Source organism: Pseudolysinimonas yzui (assembly GCF_014653215.1).
Taxonomy (GTDB): domain Bacteria; phylum Actinomycetota; class Actinomycetes; order Actinomycetales; family Microbacteriaceae; genus Pseudolysinimonas_A; species Pseudolysinimonas_A yzui.
On sequence record NZ_BNAI01000008.1, the window covers coordinates 21,920 to 46,701 of the forward strand.

25 protein-coding genes and 1 tRNA gene are annotated in these 24,782 nt (G+C 69.3%); 16 read left to right on the top strand and 10 right to left on the bottom strand.

Going from position 1 to position 24,782, the window contains the following annotated elements; genetic code table 11:
• Positions 1-3: 3 nt before the first annotated feature.
• The 3 genes from nadD to rsfS are packed head-to-tail and all read left to right on the top strand — an operon-like array spanning position 4 to position 2,555.
• Positions 4-621, top strand: coding sequence for a nicotinate-nucleotide adenylyltransferase (nadD, locus tag IE173_RS13420; RefSeq protein WP_373298475.1), 618 nt, complete (start codon positions 4-6; stop codon positions 619-621).
• Positions 618-2,150 (top strand): hypothetical protein, encoded by a 1,533-nt coding sequence (locus tag IE173_RS13425; protein WP_191284033.1) that lies wholly within the window; start codon positions 618-620, stop codon positions 2,148-2,150. Before nadD ends, IE173_RS13425 begins: the two co-directional genes overlap by 4 nt.
• A 21-nt stretch (positions 2,151-2,171) precedes the next feature.
• On the top strand, positions 2,172-2,555 hold the full coding sequence (rsfS, locus tag IE173_RS13430; protein ID WP_191284034.1) for a ribosome silencing factor: 384 nt from the start codon (positions 2,172-2,174) through the stop codon (positions 2,553-2,555).
• Here the strand turns inward: rsfS and IE173_RS13435 are convergent.
• Positions 2,509-3,069 carry an antibiotic biosynthesis monooxygenase gene (locus tag IE173_RS13435; protein WP_191284035.1) on the bottom strand — a complete coding sequence of 187 codons (561 nt, stop codon included), beginning with the start codon at positions 3,067-3,069 and terminating at the stop codon, positions 2,509-2,511. The genes rsfS and IE173_RS13435 overlap by 47 nt on opposite strands.
• 97 nt (positions 3,070-3,166) lie before the next feature.
• On the opposite strand from IE173_RS13435, the gene IE173_RS13440 reads away from it, so the two are divergent.
• The 6 genes from IE173_RS13440 (at position 3,167) to IE173_RS13465 (ending at position 9,161) form a co-directional block, all read left to right on the top strand.
• Positions 3,167-3,242, top strand: a tRNA-Ala gene (locus IE173_RS13440).
• Positions 3,243-3,373: 131 nt separating this feature from the next.
• Complete coding sequence (locus IE173_RS13445) at positions 3,374-3,979, top strand: RNA polymerase sigma factor (protein WP_191284036.1); 606 nt, start codon at positions 3,374-3,376, stop codon at positions 3,977-3,979.
• Positions 3,966-4,562: a hypothetical protein gene (locus IE173_RS13450; RefSeq protein ID WP_191284037.1), complete on the top strand. Its 597-nt coding sequence runs from the start codon at positions 3,966-3,968 to the stop codon at positions 4,560-4,562. The genes IE173_RS13445 and IE173_RS13450 overlap by 14 nt, the downstream gene beginning before the upstream one ends.
• An 86-nt stretch (positions 4,563-4,648) precedes the next feature.
• Entirely contained in the window at positions 4,649-5,896 is a 1,248-nt protein-coding gene (locus IE173_RS13455) for a wax ester/triacylglycerol synthase domain-containing protein (RefSeq protein ID WP_229842112.1), read from the top strand.
• A 360-nt stretch (positions 5,897-6,256) separates the two neighbouring features.
• Positions 6,257-8,062, top strand: coding sequence for a bifunctional metallophosphatase/5'-nucleotidase (locus tag IE173_RS13460; RefSeq protein WP_191284038.1), 1,806 nt, complete (start codon positions 6,257-6,259; stop codon positions 8,060-8,062).
• A 103-nt stretch (positions 8,063-8,165) separates the two neighbouring features.
• A complete protein-coding gene (locus tag IE173_RS13465; protein ID WP_191284039.1) occupies positions 8,166-9,161 on the top strand; it encodes a 2-hydroxyacid dehydrogenase in 996 nt (331 codons plus the stop codon).
• A gap of 10 nt (positions 9,162-9,171) precedes the next feature.
• On the opposite strand, the gene araA is transcribed toward IE173_RS13465, so the two are convergent.
• From araA to IE173_RS13485, 4 genes are read right to left on the bottom strand one after another with little or no spacing between them, the layout of a single operon-like run.
• Positions 9,172-10,692 carry an L-arabinose isomerase gene (araA, locus tag IE173_RS13470; RefSeq protein ID WP_191284040.1) on the bottom strand — a complete coding sequence of 507 codons (1,521 nt, stop codon included), beginning with the start codon at positions 10,690-10,692 and terminating at the stop codon, positions 9,172-9,174.
• A gap of 32 nt (positions 10,693-10,724) precedes the next feature.
• Complete coding sequence (locus IE173_RS13475; RefSeq protein ID WP_191284041.1) at positions 10,725-12,296, bottom strand: xylulokinase; 1,572 nt, start codon at positions 12,294-12,296, stop codon at positions 10,725-10,727.
• Complete coding sequence (locus IE173_RS13480) at positions 12,293-12,994, bottom strand: L-ribulose-5-phosphate 4-epimerase (protein ID WP_191284042.1); 702 nt, start codon at positions 12,992-12,994, stop codon at positions 12,293-12,295. The genes IE173_RS13475 and IE173_RS13480 overlap by 4 nt, the downstream gene beginning before the upstream one ends.
• 34 nt (positions 12,995-13,028) lie before the next feature.
• Positions 13,029-14,042: a LacI family DNA-binding transcriptional regulator gene (locus tag IE173_RS13485; protein WP_229842113.1), complete on the bottom strand. Its 1,014-nt coding sequence runs from the start codon at positions 14,040-14,042 to the stop codon at positions 13,029-13,031.
• A 61-nt stretch (positions 14,043-14,103) separates the two neighbouring features.
• Between IE173_RS13485 and IE173_RS13490 the strand changes: the two genes are divergently transcribed.
• Positions 14,104-15,516: an MFS transporter gene (locus tag IE173_RS13490; RefSeq protein ID WP_308433101.1), complete on the top strand. Its 1,413-nt coding sequence runs from the start codon at positions 14,104-14,106 to the stop codon at positions 15,514-15,516.
• On the opposite strand, the gene IE173_RS13495 is transcribed toward IE173_RS13490, so the two are convergent.
• The 5 genes from IE173_RS13495 to IE173_RS13515 form a co-directional block, all read right to left on the bottom strand.
• Positions 15,444-15,635: a hypothetical protein gene (locus tag IE173_RS13495; protein WP_191284044.1), complete on the bottom strand. Its 192-nt coding sequence runs from the start codon at positions 15,633-15,635 to the stop codon at positions 15,444-15,446. The two genes, IE173_RS13490 and IE173_RS13495, sit on opposite strands and share 73 nt — an antisense overlap.
• 4 nt (positions 15,636-15,639) lie before the next feature.
• Positions 15,640-15,798 (bottom strand): hypothetical protein, encoded by a 159-nt coding sequence (locus tag IE173_RS13500; RefSeq protein WP_191284045.1) that lies wholly within the window; start codon positions 15,796-15,798, stop codon positions 15,640-15,642.
• Between the two features lie 40 nt (positions 15,799-15,838).
• Complete coding sequence (locus IE173_RS13505; protein WP_191284046.1) at positions 15,839-16,633, bottom strand: transglutaminase-like domain-containing protein; 795 nt, start codon at positions 16,631-16,633, stop codon at positions 15,839-15,841.
• A gap of 94 nt (positions 16,634-16,727) precedes the next feature.
• On the bottom strand, positions 16,728-16,931 hold the full coding sequence (locus IE173_RS13510) for a cold-shock protein (protein WP_191284047.1): 204 nt from the start codon (positions 16,929-16,931) through the stop codon (positions 16,728-16,730).
• Positions 16,932-16,999: 68 nt separating this feature from the next.
• Positions 17,000-18,127 (bottom strand): fatty acid desaturase family protein, encoded by a 1,128-nt coding sequence (locus tag IE173_RS13515; RefSeq protein ID WP_191284048.1) that lies wholly within the window; start codon positions 18,125-18,127, stop codon positions 17,000-17,002.
• A 166-nt stretch (positions 18,128-18,293) separates the two neighbouring features.
• Here IE173_RS13515 and IE173_RS13520 point away from each other — a divergent pair, with 166 nt between their 5' ends.
• From IE173_RS13520 to IE173_RS13545, 6 genes are all read left to right on the top strand, one after another.
• On the top strand, positions 18,294-19,346 hold the full coding sequence (locus IE173_RS13520) for a LacI family DNA-binding transcriptional regulator (RefSeq protein WP_229842114.1): 1,053 nt from the start codon (positions 18,294-18,296) through the stop codon (positions 19,344-19,346).
• A gap of 181 nt (positions 19,347-19,527) precedes the next feature.
• A complete protein-coding gene (locus IE173_RS13525; RefSeq protein WP_229842118.1) occupies positions 19,528-20,250 on the top strand; it encodes an L-ribulose-5-phosphate 4-epimerase in 723 nt (240 codons plus the stop codon).
• A gap of 106 nt (positions 20,251-20,356) precedes the next feature.
• A complete protein-coding gene (chvE, locus tag IE173_RS13530) occupies positions 20,357-21,472 on the top strand; it encodes a multiple monosaccharide ABC transporter substrate-binding protein (protein WP_229842115.1) in 1,116 nt (371 codons plus the stop codon).
• Positions 21,473-21,572: 100 nt separating this feature from the next.
• Entirely contained in the window at positions 21,573-23,102 is a 1,530-nt protein-coding gene (gene mmsA, locus IE173_RS13535; protein WP_191284052.1) for a multiple monosaccharide ABC transporter ATP-binding protein, read from the top strand.
• Entirely contained in the window at positions 23,102-24,349 is a 1,248-nt protein-coding gene (mmsB, locus tag IE173_RS13540; protein WP_191284053.1) for a multiple monosaccharide ABC transporter permease, read from the top strand. The genes mmsA and mmsB overlap by 1 nt, the downstream gene beginning before the upstream one ends.
• Before the next feature lie 19 nt (positions 24,350-24,368).
• Entirely contained in the window at positions 24,369-24,782 is a 414-nt protein-coding gene (locus IE173_RS13545) for a hypothetical protein (protein ID WP_191284054.1), read from the top strand.

Sequence of the window (24,782 nt, forward strand, 5' to 3'; positions counted from 1 at the left end):
ACGGTGACCGAGGGCGCGGTGCGCCGACCGCGCGTCGGCGTCATGGGCGGCACCTTCGACCCCATCCACCACGGCCACCTCGTGGCCGCGAGCGAGGTTCAGCAGAGTTTCGACCTCGACGAGGTCATCTTCGTGCCCACCGGGCAGCCGTGGATGAAGGAGGCGGTCTCGTCGGCGGAGCGTCGCTACGAGATGACCGTCATCGCCACGGCATCCAATCCCCGGTTCTCGGTGAGCCGCGTCGACATCGAACGCGGCGGCCCGACGTTCACGATCGACACCCTGCGCGACATCCGTCGGGATCGGTCGGATGCCGAGCTGTTCTTCATCTCGGGGGCCGACGCGGTGGCCCAGATCCTCGATTGGAAGGACGTCACCGAGCTCTGGGAGCTCGCCCACTTCGTCGCCGTCTCACGTCCTGGGCATCCCCTGAGTATTCGCGGATTACCAGAGCAGCGCGTAAGCTCCCTTGAGGTACCCGCACTGTCAATCTCATCCACTGATTGCCGGCAGCGAGTCGGCCGGGGTTTCCCGGTGTGGTACCTGGTTCCGGATGGTGTCGTGCAGTACATCTCCAAGCATCACCTGTACCGGGGCCCCGCTATCGGAGATAGGGCATGACGACATATCAGGATCCGCCGCTGCAGTCGCGGCGCGCGGTCCGGCAGGGCGAGAGAGTCGATTCGTCGGCGCAGCCGTTCGCCCCGCCGCAGACGCCGCGCACCGCTGCGGGCGCTGGTGAGCCGCTGAGCTACGTCACCCAGAACCGCCCTCCGCTTCCCGGCTACGACACCGCCCCGCCCCGCGGGCGCCGGTCGTCGGTGCCCGAGCCTCAGACGCCCCTGCAGCACACGCCGCAGCAGCAGGCACCCGAGCAGCAGGCACCCGAACAGCAGTCGGCCCAGGTGCAGGTGCCCGAACCGCAGGCTCCGCAGTCGTTCCGCCCCCGGGATTTCAGCCCCGAGGCGCGCACCGCTCCGCCCGCGTGGGCACCCGAGTACGACCGCGACAACGGGGTGCTCGACCACCACACCCAGGTTCGCGCTTCCCTGCCGCCGCAGAACGCCGGCTCCCTCGCCGCGTCACTCGCGAGCGAGCCGACCGAGCAGACGCTGACCCGCCGCGAGCTGCGCGCGATTCGCGACACGCACGGCATCACCGCGGCGCCGACCGACGCCACGCCCGTCGTCGCCGAGCCGACCCCCTACCCGCAGCCTGCGGCGTATCAGCCTCCCGCCGCGCCGCCCCAGCCCGTCGCGCCGCCCGCTCCGGTGCCCTCGACGCAGCTCGACTCCGCGATCGCGGAGTTCGACGCGCTCGCCGGCCGTTCGCCGAGCGCCGAACCCTCGACATCCCGTCGCGGAGGGCGCCGCGCGGCCCCGCAATCCGACATCGCCCCCGAAGACGGCCTCGGTGTCTTCGACACGATGCGCGACGCACCCGCCGTCGTTCCCGCACCACAGCCGGCACCGGCTCCGACGGCCTACCCGCCCGTCGCGCAGCCCGTCGCCCCGCAGCCGGTCGCGCAACCCGCCGCGCCGCAACCCGTCGCCCCGCAGCCCGCTCCGGTGGCCCCGCAGCCCGCTCCGGTCGAGCAGTCCCCCGTCGCTCCCGAGCCCGCCCCGATGGCTCCCACGCAGGTCCAGCCGTCCGCATTCGCCGAGCCGGTGACGCCGACGACGGGCGAGCGACCCATCGGACACTGGACGACGCAGTCCGACATCGACGACCGCACCCAGATCAACGAGTCGACGATCTCCCGTCGCGTCGGATCGGGCGCGATCACGACGAGCGCCCTCGTGCTGCCGCAGATCCCCGGGCACAACATGTCGACCGGTGAGGTCATGCTCACCGACTCCATCAGCCTCCCGAGCGCGCTCGCGTCGACCGGGGCGCACACGCCGATCGACGAATCCGACATCGACCACCTGCTCGACCCCGGCGATCACCAGCTGGTCAACACCGACTCGGTGCCGATCCGCGCGATCAAGGCCGTCTCGAGCCACACCGGGTCGCGCGGTCAGCTCATCGCCAACGCCAAGCCCGCCCAGGCCAACCGAGCGCTCACCGCCCTGATCGTGTCGGCATCCGGCATGGTCGTCGTCGTCGTGACCCTGCTCGTCGTCGCCCTCGCCACGAAGGTCATCTGATTCTGCACACCGAAGGACACCGTGGCGGCCTCTGAACGCGCCCGCGAACTGCTGCGCGTCGCAGCTCACGCCGCCGACGCCAAACAGGCGGAAGATCTGGTCGCTCTCGACGTCTCGGGCCCGCTTCCGCTCACCGACATCTTCCTGCTCGCCACCGGGCGCAACGAGCGCAACGTGATGTCGATCGCCGGCGAGATCGAAGACAAGCTCATCGAGGCCGGGGCGAAACCGCTGCGCCGTGAGGGCCGGTCGGAGGGTCGCTGGGTGCTGCTCGACTTCGGCGACCTCGTCGTGCACGTCTTCCACGAGGAAGACCGCATGTACTACTCGCTGGAGCGGCTCTGGAAGGACTGCCCGGTCATCCCCCTCGACGTGCCTGCAGCCACGGACGCAGCGCGCGCGTGACGAACGGCATCGCCAGGTAGGTCATCACCGGCGTGACGAGCACGACCGCGACGAAGGCTCGCGCCCAGAGCGGCCATTCGGGGATGACAGCTCCGAGCAGCGCGTTCGCCCCGAGGCTCAGCGGGTAGAACACCAGGAAGATCGCCACCATCTGCTTCCAGCGCGGCGGTGCCGGGGGAGCGGAGGGGATGACCTCCACCGATGCGGGTGTGTCGAACCAGCCCTCGATGCCCGTGCGACGCACCTGCGTGCCGTCTTCGACGAGACCCCGGGCGGATGCCACCCACCAGGCGCGCTCGGGCGACCGTTCCCATGCGGCGAGACTCTCGGCATCCGCGAACCGGAAGAGCATGTGCCATTCGGGGCTGTCGGGGTCGGGACGGATCCAGCCGTTGCCGAGGAAGCCCGGACTCTGCCGCAGCAGGTCCTCGCCCGCGCGCGCCCACGCCGCGACCTCCTTCGCCCGTTCGGGGTCGACGTGTCGGGTGATCGCGACGGTGATGGGCTCGCTCATGCATCCATCCTGGGCCTCCCACGCGATTCGCGGGGCCACGCCGGTGTTGTAAGCTGATCCGGTTGTCCCGCTCGCGGGGCGGCGCTCATCACACGATGGGTCTGTGGCGCAGCTGGTAGCGCACCTGCATGGCATGCAGGGGGTCAGGGGTTCGAGTCCCCTCAGATCCACCAAAAGAGGTTCAGGTCACGGGGCCGTTCCGCTTCCCTCTCGGCGGCACCCGCTCGCCATCGCCACGGGCCGCCGAGCTGAAATTCGTCGGCGCCATCCGGACATGATCAGGGTGAGACCCGAGAATCGAAATGTGAGAGACGTGACCGACGCCGAGCGCGAGAAGCTCTTCCGAACACTCGCCGTGCTCGTCGTCGAGCCGGTGCGGCGGTACCTCGCGCGTCGCACCGATCCGGCCACCGCCGAAGACGTGCTGAATGAGACGCTGCTCGTCTGCTGGCGGCGGCTCGACGAGGTGCCGCGATCGCCCGAAGGCGCCGTGAGCCACGACGCGGTGCCGTGGGCGATCGTGGTGGCGCGCAATCTGCTCTCCAACGCCCAGCGAGCGGACCGGCGACGGACGCGGCTCGTGGGAAAGATCATCGCGCTCGACCCCCCCGCATCCGTCATCGAGGAGTCGCCGCACGACGACACGGCAGAGGCCGAGCTGGTGCGCGACGCACTCACCCGGTTGCGCTCGGCCGACGCCGAGCTGTTGCGCCTCTGGGCCTGGGACGGCCTGGAGAGCCCGCAGCTGGCGACCGTGCTCGGCATCAGCGCGAACGCCGCCGCGATTCGCCTGCACCGCGCAAAGACCCGTCTGCGGGCGGAACTCCTCAACTCGCGGCCGCTCGTGAAATCCGCCTCCCCTGCCGGACATGTCGAGGCAGAGAAAGGGGGCGAAAATGCACGACGATGACCACCAGCTGCGCGAGCAGCTCCGCGGCACTGACCCGGCGCGCGAACTCGCTCCCCTTCCGCCGACGTGGCTCGACCACAGGATGGAGCAGATCATGACCGACCCGACCGCTACCGCGGCTGCACCCGTTACCCCGCCGAAGGCGCGACGCGTGTGGCTGCCCGTTGCCGCCGCCGCGGCGCTCGTCCTTGCCGCCGCCGTTGCCGTGCCCCTCGTGCTCGGAGGAGCGCCCACCACCGAGGTGCTCGCCCACCCGAGCGACACCGGTACCGTGGCCGGCAGTTGCCTTCCGGTGACCCCTGAGGGCCTGATCGCGCAGGAGAAGGCTTTCGCCGCACACGTGATCGCCGTCGAGGGTGAGAAGGTGACGCTGGAAGTCACGGAGCGCTTCGTGGGGGAGGTCGCCGATCGCGTCGAGGTGACGCAACCGGACGCGATCGACAGCGACTTCTCGAGCGTTTCGTTCGAGTTGGGCGAGTCCTACCTGATCGCGGCCGGTGACGGGACGATCCGGGGATGCGGACTCAGCGGTACCGACAGCTCTGAACTGCGCGCCATCTATGAAGCTGCATTCGGTGGCTGACCGATCGTCTCCCGTCGGCTGATCGGAACGCGCTCCCGGCGGGCAGATCCATCGCCGAGTCCCGACGGGCCGTTACCCTAGGGCGCATGAGCCCGGGACGGCAGAGGCTCGATCCGGTGGACGAGGCGAATCTGGTGCTCGACCGTGCCGGGCAGGTGAACGTCTTCCTCGTCGCCGGCCTGCTCGGTACCGGCGGGTTCGTGGGCCGCGAGGGTGATCCCGACATGGCGGCCCTTCGTCGGGCCGTCGCCGAACGGATCGCCCTGCTGCCGGAGCTACGCACGACGGCCGTGCCGGCCGGGCGGCGGCACGTGTGGGTCGAGGCGGTTCCCGATCTCGAGCATCACGTGCGGCTCGTCGAGGCGGTCGACGGCCTCGCGGGCCTCGAGCGCCGATGCGGCGAGCTGATGAGCCGGCCGCTGGGGTTGGACCGCCCCCTCTGGGAGTTGCTGATCGTGCCGGGGGCCGCCGCGGGTCGCGTGGGGATGATCTTGCGCATCCATCACGCGATCGCCGACGGGATGGCGGCCGTCGAGATCGTGCGGCGCCTGTTCGACGGTGCCGAGCCCTCTCCGCCGAGCGCGGAGACCCACACGAACCGGGTCGAGGCACGGCCCGCGCTCGAGCGGCTCGCCTACGGGTTGCGCCGTATGAGGCTCACCGTCAGCGGGCGCGAGGTGGGGCGCACGGTGCTTCTCGGCCAGCGCACTCCCCATCGCGGTGTCGCGTTCGTCGACGGCGACCTGACGGCTCTGCACGAGCGGCTGCGCTCGCGCGGAGTCACGGTGAACGATGCCCTGCTGGCATCCGTCGCTTCCGGGTACCGCGCGGCGCTGCCGGTGGCCGGCGAGCCGATTCCGGCCCGACTGCCCGTCTCGGTTCCGGTCGCCCTTCGCCGCCGGGGGTCGTCGGCGAATCAGGTGGGCGTCATGCTCGTGCGGCTGCCGCTCGGCGAGCCCGACCCCGACGAGCGGTTGCGCCTCATCGCCGCCCAGACCCGGGCCGAGAAGGGCCCGGCGCGCGACCAGGGCACGCTGGAGTTCATGCGCGGGCCGCTGGGCGCGCGCTTCATGAACAGCATCGCCCGGCGGCAGCATCTCGTCGGCGGGTTCGTCACGAACGTTCCCGGGCTGGTGAATCCGGTCAGCCTGGCGGGAGCCCCGGTCGTCGCGATCTGGCCGGTCGCGGTGCTGGCCGCCAACGTTCGCCTCGGTGTCGCCGCAGTCTCCTATGCGGGGCGGTTGGGATGCGGCATCCATTTCGATGCCGAGAACGTGCCCGGCGTCGAGTTCGCGAAAGGAATGGCGGCTGAGCTGACGCGTTTGGGGGCGTGATGGAGGTCGTCAACGCCGGGGCCGCCCATCGGGTCGTGGCAGCACGGCGGCGGAGAAGAAGCAGAGCGCACGTTGGGTTCTTCCCGAGAATGTTGCGGCAAGCGTCTTCTCGAAAGGTAGGCTCCTTGTGCCCTGTTTGGGGGTAGACCGGGGGGTTTTCGTTGCCCGCTCGCAACTTCCAGCAGACAGGGTCGGGAAGTCCCGCCAACNGCGTCCCGAGAATGTTGCGGCAAGCGTCTTCTCGAAAGGTAGGCTCCTTGTGCCCTGTTTGGGGGTAGACCGGGGGGTTTTCGTTGCCCGCTCGCAACTTCCAGCAGACAGGGTCGGGAAGTCCCGCCAACTTCGAGCATTGGGAGATCCATGTCTACGAAACCTCGACGCCGCGTGCTCCTCGCCGCGGCGACAGCCACCCTCACGGTCGCCGCGTGCACCGTGCCGAGCCTCGCGATGGCAGTGCCGCCATCCGGGCCCAAAGCCGATTTCACCCTCACCGTGCTGCACGGCAACGACATGGAGTCGGCTCTCCTGCCGATCACGGGCACCGACGGCGGCAGCTACGGCGGAGCCGCGCGGTTCGCCGAGCTCTTCCAGCAGCTCGAGCAGTACGCGTGGGAAGCCGATCGGGCGCCCGGCCAAGCCGGCAAGCGTGGTGTGATCACGATCTCCGCGGGTGACAACTTCCTGCCCGGGCCGAACCTGTCGGCGAGCGAAGACTCCGGGGTCGCCAACTACGACGCCCAGGCCTTCTCGGCCGTGGGATTCGACGCGTCGGCGCTCGGAAACCACGACTTCGACCTCGGGCCCGACTACCTCGCCGACTGGCTCGGCGACGTGAGCAGCGACACGGCGTTCGTGTCGAACAACCTCGGCTTCGAGGCGGAGCCGCAGCTGCTGGCCCGAGTCGAAGACGGCACGATCGTCACGAGTCACGTCGAGAAGGTCAAGGGCGAGCGCATCGGCATCATCGGGCTCACGACACCCGATCTGCCGCAGCTGACGAGCCTCGGCGACGTGACCGTCGACCCGGCGCTCGCCGAGATCGCGAACGCGCAGGCGGCCGCGTACGCCGAGGCGGGCGTCGACAAGGTGATCCTCGTCTCGCACCTGCAAGACATCGACAACGAGCGAGCGCTCGCGGGAGAGCTGACCGGCATCGACATCATCATCGCCGGCGGTGGCGGCGAGGTGCTGGCGGATGCCGACGACCCGATCGTGCCCACGGGCGCGACCCGGTATGGCGACTACCCGGTGGTCGAGACGGATGCTGACGGCGAAGAGGTGCCGATCGTCACGACCACCGGGCTCTACCAGTACGTCGGTCGCCTCGTGGTGACCTTCGATCGGGAGGGCGAGATCATCTCGTTCGACGAGGAGCTGTCGCGAGCCATCCCGGTCGCCGCTCAGGGCCCCGACGCCGTCGACCCCGATCCGACGGTGCTGGCCAACGTCGAGCAGCCGGTGGCCGCCTACGTGGCCGGCCTCGCCGAGACGGTGATCGCGCAGACCGCGGTTCCGCTCGACGGGATCCGTAACAACGTGCGCAGCCGCGAGACGAACCTCGGTGACCTGGTCGCGGACTCGCTCGTCTACGCGGGGCAACTCGCCGCGCTCGACGTCGGCATCACGGCGCCGATCGTCGGCCTGCAGAACGGCGGCGGCATCCGCAATGCCTCCGTCATCCCGGCGGGCGACATCACGCTGCTCGACACCTACACGGTGTTGCCGTTCCCGAACTTCGTGGCCGTCGCCCCCGATCTGCCGATCGCGACGTTCGTCGCCGTAGTCGAGCACGGCGTCTCGGGCGCCGTGAGCGGTGACGTTCTGCAACCCGACGGCCGGTTCGGTCAGGCCGCGGGGTACAGCTTCACCTACGACGCCAGCCGGCCGGTCGGCGACCGCGTGGTCGACCTCGTGCTCGACGACGGCACCGTCATCGTCGCCGGGGGAGTGCTCGCCGCCACGGCGCCGGCCACGATCTCGTTCGCCACGAACGACTTCACGTTCCGCGGCGGCGACGGCTACCCGCTCGCCGGCGTGTCGTTCGTCGTGCTTCCGTACACCTACCAGGAGGCGTTCGAGACCCACCTCATCGACGGGCTCGGCGGCGTCGTCACGGCCGCCGACTACCCCGTCGGGGGCGAGGGCCGCATCGTCGAAGTCGACTGACGCATCGACGACGGGGAGGCGTTCCGCTGCGGCGGGGCGCCTCCCTTGCGCGGGCCGGCCACCCCTAGGGTGGTGACGGCAGACGCCGGGATCGGAGGCAGGGATGCGAGTCGCGGTCTACAGCGCGAAGCCCTACGACGTGCAGTTCCTCACCGCGGCGAACGCCGGCCACGGTCACGATCTGGCGTTCCTGGAGGCGAGGCTCTCGGTCGAGACGACGCCGCTGGCGGCCGACACGGATGCCGTGTGCGCGTTCGTGAACGACGACCTCGGCGCGGCGGTGCTAGAGCAGCTGGCCGACCTCGGGGTGCGGCACATCGCCCTGCGCTCGGCGGGGTTCAACCACATCGATCTGCGAACGGCGGAGCGCCTCGGCATCCCGGTGACCCGCGTACCCGGGTACTCGCCCTATGCGGTCGCGGAGCACGCCGTGGCGCTGCTGATGGCCCTGGTGCGCAAGACCCACCGGGCGTACAACCGGGTGCGGGAAGGCAACTTCTCGCTCGTCGGGCTCACCGGCTTCGACCTCCACGGCAAGACCGTCGGGGTCGTCGGCACCGGCCAGATCGGGGCCGTCTTCGCCCGTATCATGCTCGGTTTCGGGTGCCGGGTGCTCGCCTTCGACCCGTATCCGAGCGATGAGTGCCGGGCGCTCGGCGTGCAGTACGTCGAGCTGGAGGAGTTGCTGGCCGAGAGTCACATCGTGTCGCTGCATCTGCCCGTCACCCCGCAGACCCGGCACCTGATCGATGCCGACCGCATCGCGCTCATGCGCGACGGCGTCACCCTCATCAACACGAGTCGCGGTCTGCTGGTCGACACGCTCGCGGTGATCGAGGGGCTCAAGAGCGGCAAGATCGGGCTGCTGGGCCTCGACGTCTACGAGGAGGAAGCCGACCTGTTCTTCGAAGACCTCTCGGACCGCGTGCTGTTCGACGACGTCTTCACGCGCCTGCTCACCTTCCCGAACGTGCTGATCACCGGCCACCAGGCGTTCTTCACCGTGGAGGCGCTCGAGAACATCGCGTCGACGACGATCGGCAACCTCACCGCAGCGGAGCGCGGCGAGCCGCTGCCCAACCGCGTGGTCGTCGACTGAGCCGTCCGGGTTACAGCCCCTGCGCGAGGCGGTAGTAGGCGGCGTTCCAGCGCAGCTCGCGCGCGAACTCCTCCGTCGTGGTGTTCTCGTCGATGACGAGCAGTTCCACGCCCGACATCGCGGCGAAGTCGCGGAACACATCCACCCCGACCTGCGTCGACATGACGGTGTGGTGTGCTGCTCCGGCCTGCAACCACGCGGATGCCGAGGTGCGGAAGTCGGGACGCGGCTTCCACACGGCGTGGCCGACCGGCAACTTCGGCATCGGCGCGGGCAGCGGCACGTTGTCGACGACGTTCGCGACGAGCCGGAAGCGTTCCCGCACGTCGGACAGGGCGACGACGATCGCCGGGCCGGGGTCGGCGGTGAAGACCAGCCGCACCGGGTCGTCTTTGCCGCCGATGCCGAGCGGGTGGATCTCGAGGCGCGGCTTCGTCGTGGTGAGCGAGGGCGAGACCTCGAGCATGTGGGCGCCGAGGATGAGCTCGTTGCCGGGCTCGAGGTGGTACGTGTAGTCCTCCATGAGGGAGGCGCCGCCGGGCAGTCCGGCGCCCATGACGGCGGCGGTGCGCACGAGGACGGCGGTCTTCCAGTCGCCTTCGGCGCCGAAGCCGTAGCCGTCGGCCATCAGGCGCTGCACGGCGAGGCCCGGCAGTTGCCGCAGGGCGCCGAGGTCTTCGAACGAGTCGGTGAAGGCGTGGAAGCCGCCCGCCTCGAGGAACCCGCGCAGGCCCGCCTCGATGCGAGCGCCTTCGCGGAGCGCGTCGTGGCGCTCGCCACCGACGAGCAGCTCGGGCACGACCTCGTAGGCCGTGAGGTATTCGGCGACCAACTCGTCCACCGCGGCGTCCGAGACGGCGGCCACGGCATCCACCAGGTCGTTGACGCCCCAGGTGTTGACCTGCACGCCGAGGCGGATCTCGGCCTCGGTCTTGTCGCCCTCGGTCACCGCGACGTAGCGCATGTTGTCGCCGAAGCGGGCGACGCGCATGCCGCGGGTGGCGGCGCGACCGGCGGCGGCGCGCGACCAGACCCCGACGCGCGCCGTGACCGCCGGGTCGGAGACGTGACCGACGACCGTGGTGCGCGGGATGCCGAGGCGGGTCTCGATGTACCCGAACTCGCGGTCGCCGTGCGCGGCCTGGTTAAGGTTCATGAAGTCGAAGTCGATCTCGCCCCACGGCAGGTCGACGTTCGCCTGGGTGTGCAGGTGCAGCAGCGGCTTCTGCAGGGCGTCGAGCCCGGCGATCCACATCTTCGCGGGGCTGAAGGTGTGCATCCAGGCGATCACGCCGATCACGTCGTCGTCGGAGTTGACTTCGAGCATCGTGCGGCGGATCGCGTCGCTGTCGGTCAGCACGGGCTTCCAGACGACGGTGACCGGGATGTCGGCCGAGTCGGCGAGACCGGCCGCGACCGCCTGCGACTGGGTGGCGACCTGGCGCAGCGTCTCTTCGCCGTACAGGCCCTGGCTGCCGGTGAGGAACCAGACGGTCTTCGTCTTCAAGTCGGGAACGATGGAGCGGCTCATTTCGGTGTCCTTCGGTGCAGTGATCGTGGAAATCAGAGAGCGGTGACGGCGGCGCGTTCGACGGCGAGGCCCGCGCGGTAGCGGTCGAGGTAGGCGGCGTAGCCCGCGACGTCGTCGACGCCGGGTTCTACGGTGCGGGATTCGGTCGACGCGAAGACGCGGTCGCGCAGGTACGCGTCGAGGTCTCCGCCACCCGAGGCGGCGAAGGCGGCCAGCACGGCGACGCCCCACGCGCCCCCCTCGGCGGCGCTCTCGGCGACCTCGACGGGGGCGTCGAGCGCGGCCGCGAGGAAGCGCTGCGCGACCCCGGCGGTGCGGAACATGCCGCCGTGCGCCGACATCCGGTCGAGCTTCACGCCCTCTTCGGCGAGCACCTGCATGCCGAGGCTGAGGGTGCCGAACACGCCGTAGAGGTGGGCGCGCATTGTGTTGGCGAGGGTGAGCCGGCTGTCGGGGGTGCGCACGAACAGCGGACGCCCCTCGGTGAGCCCGGCGATCGGCTCGCCCGCGAGATGGTTGTAGGCGAGCAGCCCCCCGGCATCCGCCGCGCCGTCGAGAGCCTCCGTGAACAGCACCTCGTAGGTGGCGTCGATGTCGACGGCGAGCCCGGCGGCTTCGGCGAAGCGGTGGAACATCCCCGCCCAGGCGGCGAGTTCGCTCGCGCCGTTGTTGCAGTGCACCATCGCGACCGGGTCGCCGGAGGGCGTCGTCACGACGTCGAGTTCGTGGTGCACGTGCTGGAGGGGGCGTTCGAGCACGACCATCGCGAAGATGCTCGTGCCGGCGCTGACGTTGCCGGTGCGCGGGGCGACCGCGTTGGTCGCGACCATCCCGGTGCCGGCGTCGCCCTCGGGCGGGCAGAACAGGGCGCCCGGCTGGAGGGTCCCGGTGGGGTCGAGCAGCGCGGCGCCGGCGGCGGTGAGCTCGCCCGCGGGCTGCCCGGCGACGAGCACCTCGGGCAGCAGGTCGCGCAGCGGCACGTGAAGGGCGGCGAGGCGGTCGTAGCGCGCGAGGAAGTCGGCGTCGTAGTCGGGGGAGGCGGGGTCGATCGGGAACATCCCCGACGCGTCGCCGATGCCCAGCACCCGACGCCCGGTGAGCGCGAAGTGCACGTACCCGGCGAGGGTGTTCACCGACGCGATCTCGGGCACGTGCGGCTCGGCGTCGCGCACCGCCTGGTGCAGGTGGGCGATCGACCAGCGCAGCGGGATGTTGACGCCGAACAGGCCGGTCAGCTCGGTCGCCGCGTCGCCCGTCGAGGTGTTGCGCCAGGTGCGGAACGGCACCAGCAGCTCATCGTCGGCGTCGAAGGCGAGGTAGCCGTGCATCATCGCCGAGATCCCGATCGCGGCGAAGCCGGTCGGCGTGACGTCGAAGCGGCGCCGCACGTCGGCGACGAGATCCGCGTAGGCCGCCTGGAGCCCCGCCCAGACGTCGTCGAGGGCGTAGGTCCACACGCCGTCGACGAGCTGGTTCTCCCACTCGTGCGATCCGCTGGCGATGACGGTGGCGGGGTCATCGCCGATCAGGCACGCCTTGATGCGGGTGGAGCCGAGCTCGATGCCGAGCACCGCGCGGCCCGAAGTGATGGCGTCAGCGCTCATCGCCGTTCGTCCTCCTGCTGTCCGTAGACGTTCTGGTAGCGCGCGTAGAGCGCGTCGATCTTCTCCTGCGGAATCGGGATGACCTCGCCCGCCTGCCGGGCGAGGTGCACGCTGCGGGCGGCGTCCTCACACATGACGGCGGCCTTCACGGCATCCTTCGCCGTCACGCCGATCGTGAACGGCCCGTGGTTGCGCATGAGCACCGCGCGCGACCGGTGGCCGCGCAGGGTCTCGACGATGCCGCGGCCGATCGAGTCGTCGCCGATGACCGCGAACGGGCCGACCGGGATGGGTCCGCCGAACTCGTCGGCCATGCCGGTGATGACGCAGGGGATCTCTTCGCCGCGCGCCGCCCAGGCGACCGCGTAGCTCGAGTGGGTGTGCACGACGCCGCCCACCTCGGGCATCTCGCGGTAGACGTAGGCGTGCGCCGCGGTGTCGCTCGACGGGCTGCGCTCGCTGCCCGGAGTGCCGGGCACGACCTCGCCGTCGAGAGTGCAGAGGATCATGTTGTCCGGCGTCAGGTCGTCGTAGGCCACCCCGGAGGGCTTGATGACGAAGTAGTCGGTGCCCGGCACGCGACCCGAGACGTTGCCGCCGGTCCAGACGACGAGGCCGTAGCGCACGAGTTCGCCGTGCAGAAGCGCGACGTCGGCACGCACCGCCGCGATCGCGGCCTCGACGGCGTTGTCGTTCATCGCATCCTCCTCGACAGTAAGGCGATGTTATCGCTCACATGGTCGGATGCAAAGTCGCCGTCGATGACCGCACCACGAGGGTCGGGGCGATGGAGGTCGCCTCCGGGTCGGGCTCGCGGCCCTCGAGGCGCGCCACGAGGTCGCTCACCGCGCGGCGGCCGACCTCCTCGAAGTCCTGATGCACGGTCGTGAGCGGCGGCAGGCTGTGCGCCGACTCCGGGATGTCGTCGAAGCCGACGACGCTCACGTCGCCCGGCACGGCACGGCCGAGATCGGCGAGCGCGTGCATCAGGCCGAGCGCCATCTGGTCGTTGCCGCAGAGCACCGCGGTCGTCGCGGGATCGAGCGCGGCACCGGCCGCGTACCCTGAGTCGGCCGTCCAGTCGCCGCTGAGGCGGGGGAGCAGCGGCACCCCGGCCGCGGCGAGCTCGTCGTCGACGGCATCCCGCCGGGCGACCGCCTCGAGGTAGTCGGCCGGGCCGGTGAGCTGCTGGATGTTGCGGTGCCCGAGCTCGAGCAGGTGACGGGCCGCGAGCCGGGCGCCCGCCCGCTGGTCGACCGCGATCGCGCCGGCGGCGTCGACATCGCCGGTCTGCAGCAGAGCCGTCGGGATGCCCGGGGGGACGACATCCAGCTCGTCGGTCACCACGCGGTACGGCGCGATCACGACGAGCGCCTCGATCGACTGGTCGAGCAGGAACTGCAGGCTCGCCCGCACCGCGTCGGTCTCGACGAGGGTGCTCGTGATGAGGGCGTGGTAGCCCGCGGCCCGGGCGGCCCGCTCGATCGCGTGCAGGCTGCTCATCGGCCCGAAGTCCGCCGTCGCCGGAACCAGCACCCCGATCGCCCGACTGCGGCTCGTGACCAGGGCCCGTGCGGCGCGGTTGGGCCGGTAGCCGAGCTCCGCGATCGCGGCGAGCACGCGCTCCCGGGTCTCCGGGCGGATGCCGGCGAAGTCGTTGAGCACCCGCGACACGGTCTGGTGCGACACGCCGGCGCGCGTCGCGACGTCGTACATGCTCGGCGCACGCCGCGTCGTATCGGTCACGGCGGTCAGGCTACCCGTTCGGCCCCTGGCCGGTGTCGGAAGGTCGCCGTAGGGTCGAACCATGACGCAGCCGTCCTCGACCCCTGCCGCCAGCCATCCCGCTCCGCCGCCGAACGGCATGCGCACGTTCCTGGGCGTGCTCGTCAACACCGCCATCGCGAACGTCACCACGAGTTACCTCTGGTTCGGGCTCACCTTCTGGGTGTACATCGAGACGCGCTCGGTGCTCGCCACCGGCATCATCGGCGGCGCGTACATGCTCATGATCGCGCTGTTCGGCATGGTCTTCGGCTCGATCGTCGACCGGCACCGCAAGCACGTCGCCATGATCTTCGCGAGCGGCACCACCCTCGTGGCGTTCGCGATCGCGGGGGTGCTCTACCTGCTGTTCCCCGAGAGCGCGCTGCTCGACCTCGGCGGCCCGTGGTTCTGGTTGTTCGCCGGCATCATCCTGTTCGGCGGGGTCATCGAGAACATGCGCAACATCGCACTCTCGACGACCGTCACCCTGCTCGTGCCGGTCGAGCGGCACGCCAACGCGAACGGCCTCGTCGGCACCGTGCAGGGGCTCGCTTTCATGGTGACGAGCGTGTTCTCGGGGTTGTCGATCGGCATCCTCGGCATGGGCTGGACGCTGCTGCTGGCGATCGTCTTCACGACGCTCGCGTTCATCCACCTGCTGTTCCTGCGCATCCCCGAAGCGAAGCCCGAGGTCGCCGAGAGCCAGCCGATCATCGACGTGCGCGGTGCGCTGAGCGCGATCCGGCTGGTGCCGGGGCTGTTCGCGCTCATCATCTTCTCGACGTTCAACAACCTCATCGGCGGCGTCTACATGGCGCTGATGGACCCGTACGGGCTCGAGCTGTTCCCCGTCGAACTGTGGGGCGTCGTGTTCGCAGTCGCCTCGACCGGGTTCATCATCGGCGGGCTCTTCATCGCCAAGTTCGGCCTCGGCAAGAACCCGATCCGCACGATGCTGATCCTGGTCATCGTGATGGGGGCGCTCGGTGCGCTGTTCACGATCCGCGAGTCGTGGCTGCTCTATGCCGCCGGCATCTGGCTGTACATGACGATCATCCCCGCCGTCGAGGCGTCGGAACAGACGGTCATCCAGAAGGTCGTGCCCTTCGCCACCCAGGGGCGGGTCTTCGGGTTCGCGGCGGCGTTCGAGGCCGGGGCGGCGCCGATCACGGCGTTCCTCATCGCCCCGATCGCGGAGTTCGTCATCATCCCCTACATGAACGAGCAGGGCGGCGAGCAGACCTGGGCGTGGCTGCTCGGCGAAGGGGAGGCGCGGGGCATCGCGTTCGTGTTCCTGGTCGCGGGGCTCGTGATGATCGTGTTCGCGCTGCTCGCGTTCTTGACCCGGTCGTACCGCACGCTGTCGGCGACCTTCCAGGGTCAGACGGAGTCGGTGATGCCCGACGAGGTCGACGGCGCCGACCTCGACGCGGAGTCGTCGGCGACGCGCTGACCCGGTTCGGCCGCGCCGCCCTCGCTGCGCCACTCGTCGGCCGCGAGGTCGTCGGCCGCAGCGGTCGCCGCGACCTTGCGTGCCTGGAGTTCGTCGAGCAGTTCCCGCAGGCGTCCCATGGTGTCAGGCTCGGCTCGAGCGGCGGGTGATCGCGTCGCGGCCGCCGTAGCCGCCCTGGCGGCGGGCCGCGAGAAACGCCTCGTTCCAGCGCAGTGCGGCCTCTTCGCGGCGCTTCGTCTCGATCGCCGTGAGCAAGGTGCGGGTCGAGACGGGAGGCAGCATCTCTCCACGGTAGGCGCTGTGCATGTGCGGGCTCCCAGGTTCAGTGCAGCACGACGGGCTGCAGGGTGTCGTCGCGCGGCAGTTCGTCGGCGACGGCCAGCACCCGCAGATCCGCGACGCGCACCGGCAGGTCGCCGCGGGCCGAGAGGAAGGCGATGTCGGCGGCATCCCGGCCGGTCGCGATGCGCACCAGGCTCTGCCGTGGGGCGAGCGTCGTGGCGTCGACCACGTGCCAGACCCCGTCGATCGCGGCCTCGGCGACGGCGTGGAAGTCCATCGGCGACAGGCCCGGGGCGTAGACGCCGACCACGCGGGCCGGCACGTCGAGTGCGCGCAGGAAGGCGACGACGAGGTGGGCGAAGTCGCGGCACACCCCGCGGCGCGACAGCAGGGTGCGTACCGCGCCGTCGGTCGGCAGGCTCGAGCCGGGAACGTAGGCGATCCGCACGCCCACCCAGCTAGCGACGGCGGCGAGCAGTTCGGCACCGCGCAGCCCCGAGAACTCGGCGACGGCGATGGGGCGGAGGATGTCGGACTCGCAGTACCGGCTGGGCCGCAGGTAGCGGATCTCCTGCATCGCATCGAGGTCGGCGGCCGGGGCGGTGCCGGCCACGGCGGCGGAGTACTCGACGTGCACCCGGCCCGGCCCGACGTCGAGCACGTGGAGGCGACCGCCGTGGATGTCGTCGAGCACCGTCACGGGCAGCACCCGACCCGACTGGGTGGCCTCGAAGCGTTCGGTGGCGCCGTACCCGGTGGCGACGGCGACGGCGAGGGCGAGATGGGCCGGCCCGTCGGATTCCAGGTCGAGGGTCACGGTCACATCGCGTCGCATGGTGCATCGTCGCAGTCGCACCTGAACGACCGGCGCGGAATGGAAGAACCCCGCCCACTTCACGTGGACGGGGTTCGTTCGGTATGCGGGGCTATCAGCCCTGCTGGATGTTCGACGCCTGAGGACCCTTGGGGCCCTGCGCGACGTCGTACTGGACCTTCTCGCCCTCGTTGAGGTCGCGACGTCCGCTACCGGCGATCGCGCTGAAGTGCGCGAACACGTCGGGAGTGCCGTCGTCAGGGGCGATGAAGCCAAAGCCCTTGTCGGCGTTGAACCATTTGACGGTTCCAGTTGCCATGATGTTGTTCTTCTCTCTACTGCGGTAAATCCTGATCGAAGTGATCAGGGTCCGGTCTGCTGACCGGGTCAGGTGCGTCGGTATCGACCGACGACCGGACAGGTGAAGGGGTCGCGCGCGAAGCGCCCGACCCGGGTGAGGTACTCGATGACGTCCGCGTAGGCGCGGGGGATCGAGGTCTCGGTATAGGGGATGTCGAGGGTGCGGCAGTGCTCGCGGACGATGCGGCGGGTCTTGGCGAGGTGCACGCGGGCCATGTTGGGGAACAGGTGGTGCTCGACCTGGTAGTTGAGCCCGCCGTAGATCGCACTGGCGAAGAAGCCGCCGCGGATGTTGCGGGAGGTGAGCACCTGCTTGGTGAAGAAGTCGAGCTTCGCGTCGCGCGCGATGATCGGCATGCCGATGTGGTTGGGCGCGAACGCCGCCCCCATGTAGAGCCCGAAGACCGCGATCTGAACGCCGAGGAAGGCGAAGGCCATGCCGAGCGGCAGAAACCAGAAGGCGGCGCCGAACACGATGGCGAAGCGGATGGTGAGCAGAATGAGCTCGAAGACGCGGCCCTTGACGCCCCGGCGGGTGAGCAGCCACTGGTACGACTGCACGTACAGGTTGAGGCCTTCGAGCGTCAGCAGCGGGAAGAACAGCCAGCCCTGACGCTTGTTGATGATCGCCATCAGGCCGCGGGCGTTCGTCGCCTTGTCGTCGGTGAAGGCGATGATGTCGCCGGCGATGTCGGGATCCTTGCCGACCTGGTTGGGGTTGGCGTGGTGGCGGGTGTGCTTGTTCATCCACCACGAGTAGCTCATGCCGACGAGCAGGTTGCCGACGAGTCGGCCGATCCGATCGTTCGCCGGGCCCGAGGCGAGCACCTGGCGGTGTGCGGCCTCGTGCGAGAAGAACGCGAACTGGGTGAAGAGGATGCCGAGGGCGGCCGCGATGAGCAGCTGCAGCCAGCTGTCGCCGAGCAGCACGAAGCCGGCGCCGGCGGCGGCGAGCGCGAGTCCGAGGCCGGTCATCAGGGTGATGTAGAACCAGCGGGCCCGACGGAGCAGACCGGTTTCGCGGATGACCTGGGCGACGGCGGTGAACTGGCGTGCCGGATCGACCTTCGCGTCTGTGCGAGGGGTGGTGGATCGGATCGCCCCGAGCGATGCGGCGCCCAACGGGACGGCGGGGTTCGAGATCTGTGAATCCATCCGATCGGCGGCCCACCCGGAAGGGGTGAAGGCCGTGCATACGCCAAGGGCAAACGCCGATCGCTGTCCCCAGCCTAGGGGGTCGGGCTGGGAATCGGCCCTGCGTCATCCGAACCACCCGAAGAAGGTGTGGGCGCGGTCGCCGAAAATGCCGGAAGATCATCATGTGAACGATCACGCGCCCGACCGGGTCGACCCTGAGCTGGGTCGTGGCCGGGCTCCGAACATCCGCGATGTCGCCCGGCTGGCGGGGGTTTCGTACCAGACGGTCTCGCGGGTGCTCAACGATCACCCCAGCATCCGGCCCTCCACCCGGGAGCGCGTGCTCGAGGTGATCGCCGAGACCGGCTACCGCCCGAACCCCGCGGCCCGGGCGCTCGTGACGAGCCGCTCGCGCACGATCGGCGTGCTCACCTCGCAGAGTTTCCAGTACGGCCCGGCGACGAGCATCGCGGCGATCGAGATCGCGGCCCGGGATGCCGGCTACCGCTCGAGCGTCACGTCGATCGCGTCGACCGACGTCACGTCGATCCGCGCGGCGCTCGACTACCTGATGAGCCAGTCGGTCGAAGCGCTCGTGGTGATCGCCCCGCAGCAGCGGGTGCTCGAGGTCATCGCCGAGATCGCCCCCGACGTGCCCTACGTCACGCTGCAGACCGCCGATCTCGCCGACGGACACGGGATGTCGACCGACCAGACCCTCGGCGCGCGGCTCGCCACCCGGCACCTCATCGAGCTCGGGCACACCGAGATCCTGCACATCTCCGGCCCCCAGGACTGGATCGAGGCCGAGGCCAGGATGCAGGGCTACCTCGAGGAGATCGACGCCGCCGATCTGCGCACCCGGGCCCCGATCCTGGGTGACTGGAGCGCGCACTTCGGCTACTACGCGGGTCTCGAGCTGCTGCGCTTCCGCGACTTCTCCGCGGTGTTCGCCAGCAACGACCAGATGGCGCTGGGCTTCATGCACGCCTGCCGCGACATGGATCTGCGGATTCCCGAGGACATCAGCCTCGTCGGTTTCGACGACATCCCGGAGGCGGCGCACTTCGCCCCGCCCCTCACGACGGTGCGTCAGAACTTCTCGGAGATCGGGCGGCGTGCGGTCGCACTGCTCATGGCCGAGCTGCGCGGCGCGGTGCCGGATCACGACCTCGTCGTTCCCGAGCTCATCGTGCGGGAGTCGACGGCGGCTCCGCCACCCGGCATGCGGGGCTGACGCCTCGCAGGTCACGTTCCGGTCACGGGTGCTCTTTCGGGTTTGCGGATGTGACCGTTTCGTGTTTAGCATGGGCCGTCTCGTGTGACCGGTCACATGAACGATCACATCCCGAGGCGAGAACGGTTTCGAACAGACGATGGAGTCACACGTGAGTGAGCGGCAAGCGGTGCGTGCGGGAATCCCCGGCGCGTCGACCGACTTCACCCCGGAACTCCAGGTCACCATCGCCCGCGTGCGGGAAGACGTCGCCGCCCTGCACGCCGAACTCGTGCGCTACGGGCTCGTCGTCTGGACGGGCGGCAACGTGTCGGCGCGCGTGCCCGGTGCCGACCTGTTCGTCATCAAGCCGAGCGGCGTCTCCTACGACGAACTCGCCCCCGCGAACATGATCCTCTGCGACCTCGACGGCGCGATCATCCCCGACACCCCCGGCGCCGACCGCGCCCCGTCGAGCGACACCGCGGCCCACGCCCACGTCTACCGGAACATGCCGGAGGTCGGCGGGGTCGTGCACACCCACTCGCCGTACGCCACCGCCTGGGCGGCGCGCGGCGAAGCGATCCCCTGCGTGCTCACCGCGATCGCCGACGAGTTCGGCGGCGACATCCCGGTCGGCCCCTTCGCGGTCATCGGCGACGCCTCGATCGGTGAGGGCATCGTCAGCACGCTCACCGGGCACCGCTCGCGCGCCGTGCTGATGCAGGGCCACGGGCCGTTCACGATCGGCTCCGACGCGCGGGACGCCGTCAAGGCGGCCGTCATGGTCGAGGATGCGGCGCGCGCCGTGCACCTCGCCCGCCAGCTCGGCGACCCGCAACGGCTTCCGGCCGCGACGATCGACGCGCTGTTCGCGCGTTACCAGAACGTCTACGGACAGCACCCCGACGGGGCGCTGTCATGACCACAGGACTCCCCGGGCAGCAGCCCGGACGAGAGGCCCGGCTTTCATGGACGAAGCCGGCCATTGCACTAACGACAACGGCGTCCATTCAGAAAGGAATCACACAGTGAAGAAGCGAAGTGTGCTCGCGCTCGTCGCCTCCGCTGCCCTCGCGCTCGGCCTCGTGGCCTGCGCCCCGGCCGCAGATGGTGGCAGCGAAGGCGATGGCGGCCTGATCGGCATCGCCATGCCCACCCGTTCCTCGGAGCGCTGGATTCAGGACGGCGACGCCCTGAAGGCCCAGTTCGAGGAGGCCGGCTTCGAGGTCGACCTGCAGTACGCAGAAGACGACATCCCGACTCAGGTCAGCCAGATCGAGAACATGGTCACCAAGGGCGCTGTCGCGCTCGTCGTGGCCGCGATCGACGGCACCACCCTCACCACCGTGCTCGAAGAAGCCGCCAGCCAGGATGTCGTCGTCATCGCGTACGACCGCCTGCTGCGTGACACCGAAGCGGTGAGCTACTACGCCACGTTCGACAACTTCAAGGTCGGACAGCAGCAGGCGTGGTCGGTGCTCAACGGCCTCGGCCTGACCGAGCTCGACGGCACCCCGATCGCGGACGCCCCTGCCGGACCGTTCAACATCGAGCTGTTCGCCGGCTCGCTCGACGACAACAACGCGTTCTTCTTCTTCGATGGCGCGTGGAGCGTGCTCGAGCCGCTGATCGAAGACGGAACGCTCGTCGTGAAGTCGGGTCAGACCGACATCGAGCAGGTCGCCACGCTGCGCTGGGACGGTGAGACCGCTCAGAGCCGCATGGAGGACATCCTCGCGTCGCAGTACTCCGACGGCTCGACGGTCGACGCCGTGCTGTCGCCCTACGACGGCATCAGCCGTGGCATCATCTCCGCCCTGACCGACGCCGGCTACACCGTCGGCGCCGACTTCCCGATCATCTCGGGTCAGGACGCGGAGTTGGACAGCGTCAAGGCGATCATCGCCGGTGAGCAGTACGCGACCATCTTCAAGGACACGCGCCTTCTCGCCGCCAAGGCCGCCGAGATCACCATCGCCGCGCTGAGCGGCGAGGAGCCGGAGATCAACGACACCGAGACGTACAACAACGGCGTGAAGGTCGTGCCGTCGTACCTCCTCGAGCCGTTCATCGTCGTGGCGGACAACATCCAGGAGCAGCTGGTCGACAGCGGCTACTGGACCGACGAGGAGATCAACGGCTAAGTCCGTTTTCTCTTCACCACTCCTGGTGGGGGGAGCTACGCTCCCCCCACCAGGAGTTCCCGAATACAACGTCGTTTCTTAGAAAGCTGGTCGGATCGCGATGGCGAACATCCTTCTCGAGATGCGGGACATCACCAAGACGTTCCCGGGCGTCAAGGCCCTGCAGAACGTGTCTCTCGAGGTCGAGCCCGGCGAAGTGCACGCGATCTGCGGCGAGAACGGTGCCGGCAAGTCGACCCTCATGAAGGTGCTGTCGGGCGTCTACCCGCACGGCTCGTACGACGGCTCCATCCTCTTCGAGGGCCGCGAGATGAACTTCCGCACGCTGCGCGACAGCGAGGCCGAAGGCATCGTCATCATCCACCAGGAACTCGCGCTCAGCCCCTACCTCTCGATCGCCGAGAACATCTTCCTCAACAACGAGGTGAAGGGCCGCTTCGGTCTCATCGACTGGAACAAGGCCAACCAGGAGGCGAAGAAGCTTCTCGCCCGCGTCGGGCTCAACGAGAACCCGACCACCAAGATCCGCGACATCGGCGTCGGCAAGCAGCAGCTCGTCGAGATCGCGAAGGCGCTCAGCAAGCGCGTCAAACTGCTCATCCTCGACGAGCCCACGGCGGCGCTCAACGACGAGGACTCCGACCACCTGCTCGACCTGATCCTGCACCTCAAGGGTCAGGGCATCACGAGCATCATCATCAGCCACAAGCTCAACGAGATCAAGAAGGTCGCCGACCGCGTCACGGTCATCCGCGATGGCAAGGCGATCGAGACGATCGCCAAGACGGACGTCACCGAAGACCGCATCATCAAGGACATGGTCGGCCGCGACCTCGAGCACCGCTATCCCGACCACACCCCGCACATCGGTGAGGAGGTGCTGCGCGTCGAGGACTGGACGGTCCACCACCCGCAGGACCCCAGCCGCGTCGTCGTCGACAACGTCGACCTCACGGTGCGGGCCGGCGAGATCGTCGGCATCGCCGGGCTCATGGGTGCAGGGCGCACCGAGTTCGCGATGAGCGTCTTCGGACGCTCCTACGGCACGCGCATCTCGGGCAAGATCTTCAAGAACGGCAAAGAGATCCGCATCCGCAACGTCGCCGAGGCGATCGACAACGGCATCGCCTACGCGACCGAAGACCGTAAGTACTACGGGCTCAACCTCATCGAGGACATCAAGCGCAACATCTCGGTCGCGTCGCTCAAGAAGCTCTCCAGCGGCGGACTGGTCAACGACGGCGAAGAGTTCAAGGTCGCCAACCAGTACCGCAAAGAGATGAACATCAAGGCGCCGAACGTGCTCGTGCCGACCGGCAAGCTCTCCGGCGGCAACCAGCAGAAGGTCGTGCTGTCGAAGTGGATCTACTCCGCCCCCGACGTGCTCATCCTCGATGAGCCCACCCGCGGTATCGACGTCGGCGCCAAGTACGAGATCTACACGATCATCAACCGGCTCGCCGCCGAGGGGAAGGCGATCATCGTCATCTCGTCGGAGCTGCCCGAGCTCATCGGCATCTGCGACCGCATCTACGCCCTGTCCGAAGGCCGCATCACCGGGGAACTCCCGATCGAGAAGGCAACCCCCGAAGCACTCATCAAGCTCATGACCATGGAGGCTCCGCGCTGATGTCCGAACCGACCACTCGCCCGCCGTCGATCCCGACCGACGCGCCCCCGGTGAACCGCTTCACGTCGGCGCTGGCCCACGTCGTCACCGACCTCGGCCGCAACGGCATCTTCGTCGCCCTCATCGCGGTCGTCGTGCTGTTCTCGATCACGACGAGCGGCGTTCTGCTGAGGCCGCAGAACATCTCCAACCTCATCGTGCAGAACGGGTACATCCTCGTGCTCGCGATCGGGATGGTGTTCATCATCGTCGCCGGGCACATCGACCTCTCGGTGGGGTCGGTGGCCGCCTTCATCGGCGCCATCTCGGGCGTTCTGGTGTCGCCGTTGTATCTCGGCCTGCCGTGGTGGGCCGCGATCGTCATCTCTCTGCTCGTCGGGGCGGTGGTGGGGGCCTGGCAGGGCTTCTGGGTCGCCTTCGTCGGCATTCCAGCGTTCATCGTGACGCTGGCCGGGATGCTCATCTTCCGAGGTCTGGCGCTCGTCGCCCTCGGCAACCAGAACATCGGATCGTTCCCGGCCGAGTACCGAGCGCTCGGCAACGGCTTCCTCAGCTTCCTCGAGGTGCCGTACGGCGCTCGGGGACACATCGACCTCATCACCCTCGCGGCGGGTGCGCTCGCGATCATCGGCATCGTCGTGCAGTCGCTGCGCACCCGGCGCGGTCGCCAGAGCTACGCCCAGGAGGTCGAGCCGCTCGGCTGGTTCCTGCTCAAGATGGCCCTCGCCGTCTTCGGCATCGGCGCGTTCACCTTCGCGCTCGCCCAGGCGAAGGGTCTGCCGATCACGCTCATCGTGCTCGCCGCGCTCGTGCTCATCTACGGCATCATCCAGAACCGGTCGGTCTTCGGTCGCCACGTCTACGCGATCGGCGGCAACCGCCACGCCGCCGAACTGTCGGGCATCAAGACCCGCCAAGTGGACTTCTGGCTGTTCGTCAACATGGGCACCCTCGCGGCGCTCGCCGGCCTGATCTTCACGGCGCGCCTCAACCTGGCCGGTCCGAAGGCGGGTGACGGCTTCGAGCTCGAGGCCATCTCGGCCGCCTTCATCGGCGGTGCCGCGGTGCAGGGCGGCGTCGGCACGATCGGCGGCGCGATCATCGGCGGTCTCATCATCGGTGTGCTCAACAACGGCATGTCGCTGATGGGGATCGGCATCGAGTGGCAGCAGGCCGTGAAGGGCCTCGTACTGCTGCTCGCCGTCGCCTTCGACGTCTTCAACAAGCGGCGCTCCGGCGGTCGTTGACACATGGGGTGTTGACACCATGATCGAGCGCGACCCCGCCCTGTTGCCCGGCCCGACGGCCGGCCAGTGGCAGGGTCGCGCTCGACTGGTGTTCGCAGCTTCGGTCGGGTTGCTGCTGGTCACCCTCGGAGCGCTCGGGTTCGGCTGGCGGCCGCATCCCGTCGTGCTGATCGTCCCCGGCGTCGTCATTCTGGCGGGGTTCGTCGCCTGGATCGTCCTCGGCGAGTCCGCCCTGCGCCGGATGCGGGCGGAGCACGACAGCGGCTACTCGACGACCCTCGACGTGAGCGAGATCGATCTGCGCGATCCGCGCACCGGCGTGCTGGTCCGCGCCGCGGGGGAGCCCCCCGTCCAGCCGCGGCAGGAGGCGCTGGTCTGGCGGATGTTGCAGTTCCCGCGCGGCTCACTGCTGGACCGCTCGCCGCGGGACTGA

Coding starts and splice junctions, on each gene's coding strand:
- IE173_RS13425 (WP_191284033.1), top strand. CDS start 618: ATGACGACATATCAGGATCCGCCGCTGCAGTCGCGGCGCGCGGTCCGG.
- IE173_RS13435 (WP_191284035.1), bottom strand. CDS start 3,069: ATGAGCGAGCCCATCACCGTCGCGATCACCCGACACGTCGACCCCGAA.
- IE173_RS13450 (WP_191284037.1), top strand. CDS start 3,966: ATGCACGACGATGACCACCAGCTGCGCGAGCAGCTCCGCGGCACTGAC.
- IE173_RS13455 (WP_229842112.1), top strand. CDS start 4,649: ATGAGCCCGGGACGGCAGAGGCTCGATCCGGTGGACGAGGCGAATCTG.
- IE173_RS13460 (WP_191284038.1), top strand. CDS start 6,257: ATGTCTACGAAACCTCGACGCCGCGTGCTCCTCGCCGCGGCGACAGCC.
- IE173_RS13465 (WP_191284039.1), top strand. CDS start 8,166: ATGCGAGTCGCGGTCTACAGCGCGAAGCCCTACGACGTGCAGTTCCTC.
- araA (WP_191284040.1), bottom strand. CDS start 10,692: ATGAGCCGCTCCATCGTTCCCGACTTGAAGACGAAGACCGTCTGGTTC.
- IE173_RS13475 (WP_191284041.1), bottom strand. CDS start 12,296: ATGAGCGCTGACGCCATCACTTCGGGCCGCGCGGTGCTCGGCATCGAG.
- IE173_RS13480 (WP_191284042.1), bottom strand. CDS start 12,994: ATGAACGACAACGCCGTCGAGGCCGCGATCGCGGCGGTGCGTGCCGAC.
- IE173_RS13490 (WP_308433101.1), top strand. CDS start 14,104: ATGACGCAGCCGTCCTCGACCCCTGCCGCCAGCCATCCCGCTCCGCCG.
- IE173_RS13495 (WP_191284044.1), bottom strand. CDS start 15,635: ATGGGACGCCTGCGGGAACTGCTCGACGAACTCCAGGCACGCAAGGTC.
- IE173_RS13500 (WP_191284045.1), bottom strand. CDS start 15,798: ATGCTGCCTCCCGTCTCGACCCGCACCTTGCTCACGGCGATCGAGACG.
- IE173_RS13505 (WP_191284046.1), bottom strand. CDS start 16,633: ATGCGACGCGATGTGACCGTGACCCTCGACCTGGAATCCGACGGGCCG.
- IE173_RS13510 (WP_191284047.1), bottom strand. CDS start 16,931: ATGGCAACTGGAACCGTCAAATGGTTCAACGCCGACAAGGGCTTTGGC.
- IE173_RS13515 (WP_191284048.1), bottom strand. CDS start 18,127: ATGGATTCACAGATCTCGAACCCCGCCGTCCCGTTGGGCGCCGCATCG.
- mmsA (WP_191284052.1), top strand. CDS start 21,573: ATGGCGAACATCCTTCTCGAGATGCGGGACATCACCAAGACGTTCCCG.
- mmsB (WP_191284053.1), top strand. CDS start 23,102: ATGTCCGAACCGACCACTCGCCCGCCGTCGATCCCGACCGACGCGCCC.
- IE173_RS13545 (WP_191284054.1), top strand. CDS start 24,369: ATGATCGAGCGCGACCCCGCCCTGTTGCCCGGCCCGACGGCCGGCCAG.